The 2,273-nt window shown below is 38.4% G+C and carries 2 protein-coding genes; both read right to left on the reverse strand.

Going from position 1 to position 2,273, the window contains the following annotated elements; all coding sequences use genetic code 11:
• Positions 1–70: 70 nt before the first annotated feature.
• Positions 71–1,444: an MATE family efflux transporter gene (locus NSA01_RS09920; protein WP_373887193.1), complete on the reverse strand. Its 1,374-nt coding sequence runs from the start codon at positions 1,442–1,444 to the stop codon at positions 71–73.
• A 116-nt stretch (positions 1,445–1,560) separates the two neighbouring features.
• Complete coding sequence (locus NSA01_RS09925; protein WP_257481301.1) at positions 1,561–2,160, reverse strand: vitamin B12 dependent-methionine synthase activation domain-containing protein; 600 nt, start codon at positions 2,158–2,160, stop codon at positions 1,561–1,563.
• Positions 2,161–2,273 lie beyond the last annotated feature (113 nt).

Raw genomic sequence — 2,273 nt, forward strand, 5'->3', positions numbered from 1 at the left:
TCTTTGGACAAAAAAGGGCAGGGTTTCTAAGGGACGGAGTCCCTTACAGGGGTTTTAGGGGTGGAACCCCTTATATTACCTGTTTCCCCTCCCACTTAGGGCTTCTGTACCTAATAATAAAGAATATCGCCCTTATTACCCAGTCCATTATCATCGCCATCCAAACGCCGAACACTCCAAATCCCATATATTTACCGAAGATATAACTGAACACTATCCTGCATATCCACATGGAACTTATTGAGGTTATCATGCAGTACTTCACATCTCCCGCAGCTCTTAAAGTTGAGGGAAGGGTAAAAGCCAAAGGCCATACGAAAATCGCACAGCTTCCGTGAAGAAAGAGTATCTTCGTCGCTTCCGATGCAGTCATATCCGATAAGTTGTAAGCATTCATTATAACAGGAAGAAGAAGTATTATAACTCCCACAAAAACAGCTATACAAACATATGTTATTTTTATAAGCTTCTTTGTATAATATCTCGCCTGCTCGAATTCCCCCGCACCGACACATCTCGAAATGACAGTGGTAACGGCAAGGGAGACCGCCATGCCGGATAATATTTGGAATGCCGCTACTACGTTTGATACGGCGTTGGCGGCTATTGCGTAAGTCCCAAAGGTGGAAACCAGGCTCAGTACGATTATTTTACCAAGCTGGAACATACTGTTCTCAAGTCCGTTGGGAACGCCTATATATAAAATGCTTTTTATCATATGAAAATTTGGTTTATATTTAAAACTCTTACTTATATGAAGAGTTACATTCTTGTTAAGTAACAAAATAACTATGACAACCGCCGCTACTATCCTTGAAACGAGTGTAGGTATAGCAACCCCTGCAGTCCCGAAATGAAACCCGTAAATAAGTACAGCATTTCCTATGACGTTAATAAGGTTCATTAAAATAGAAACCATCATTGAGACTTTTGAATTGCCCATTGAACGGAATATCGCCGCCCCTGCGTTATATAAGGCAATAAAAGGTATTGAAGCACTGACTATTAATAAATAAGTATTGGCATGCCCCATGACATCTGCGTCTATGCTTCCGAAGACCGTAGTTAATATGAATTGTTTTAATACATAAACCAAAATCATGACTACAGCTGCAATAATGGTAATAAACCATACGAGCTGATTAGAAGCCTCACAGGCGTTATCCCTGTCTCTCTTTCCGAGATACTGCCCCGCTACGACAGCTCCTCCCGTAGCAAGAGCCGCAAATATATTTATAAGAAGCAGCATCAAACTGTCCACGAGAGAAACTCCCGAAACAGCCGCTTCTCCTACGCTTGCAATCATTATAGAGTCAGCCATACCTACCAGTATCGCAAGAAATTGCTCTACTATAAGCGGCAGTATCAAAATCAAAAGTGCCTTATTTGTAAATAAATAGTCCTTGTTTTTTTCTTTGTTTTCAGATTTTGTCATTATATTCATTATTTTCCCCTGAAGATGTAAAATTGTTTGAAATAAGATTGTAAATATTTGTAAAATTTATAAGTAATTTTCAATAATTTATATTATACATCCAAGGCATAAATAATCAAATAGTTTTATATATAATCACATACATTTTTATCTTCTTCGCTTAAGCCTATAAAAGCCGTAACAGTCTTTGAGGGCGCCATTATAAGGTTATCCATCAAAGTTGCCCCTATCCTTCTGGGTAAATCCAATATCTTAAATATATCCCTTTGATACTCAAGAGAAAGGTCAGCATATCCGGGAGAAAACCTGGGTCTTAGATAAAGCCCCTTCTCTTTTGCTTCAAGCCTTATTTCATCTTCTATACTATCTATATAAACCTCTATCATACTTGCGGCAGAAGCCTGGAGTACTACGGCTTTTACCTGTGAAAGCTTTGAATATTTCTGAAGCAGGATATCCACTCTTGGACCCAAAGTCGCGGCAAATAATATGACGTTTTTACACCCGCTCAAATTTCTTGAAAGAGCTTTGCTTTTTATCTTAAAGACTCCCATATCCAAAGTTTCATCGTCTATCTTTTTTAAATCAAAAACTTTGTAAGTACTTCTTGGATTTGCACTTTTTTTAAGAAGTCCTTCGCACTCTTCTATAAGACGCAGAGTATTTTCATCTACTTCATCCCCACTATATCCAAGGTATCTTAAGGTTTCACTCCTGTTGATCATCATTTTCCTCTTTTCTTTTTTAAGAAACAAACATTTACATTTAAGGGACGCTGTCCCTTATACCCATAATTAAGGGCTGTCTGCCCTTATAAACCCGACCATTCTTTGCTTGT

This window comes from Anaerofustis stercorihominis (genome assembly GCF_024623185.1).
In the GTDB taxonomy this organism is placed as follows: Bacteria; Bacillota; Clostridia; order Eubacteriales; family Anaerofustaceae; genus Anaerofustis.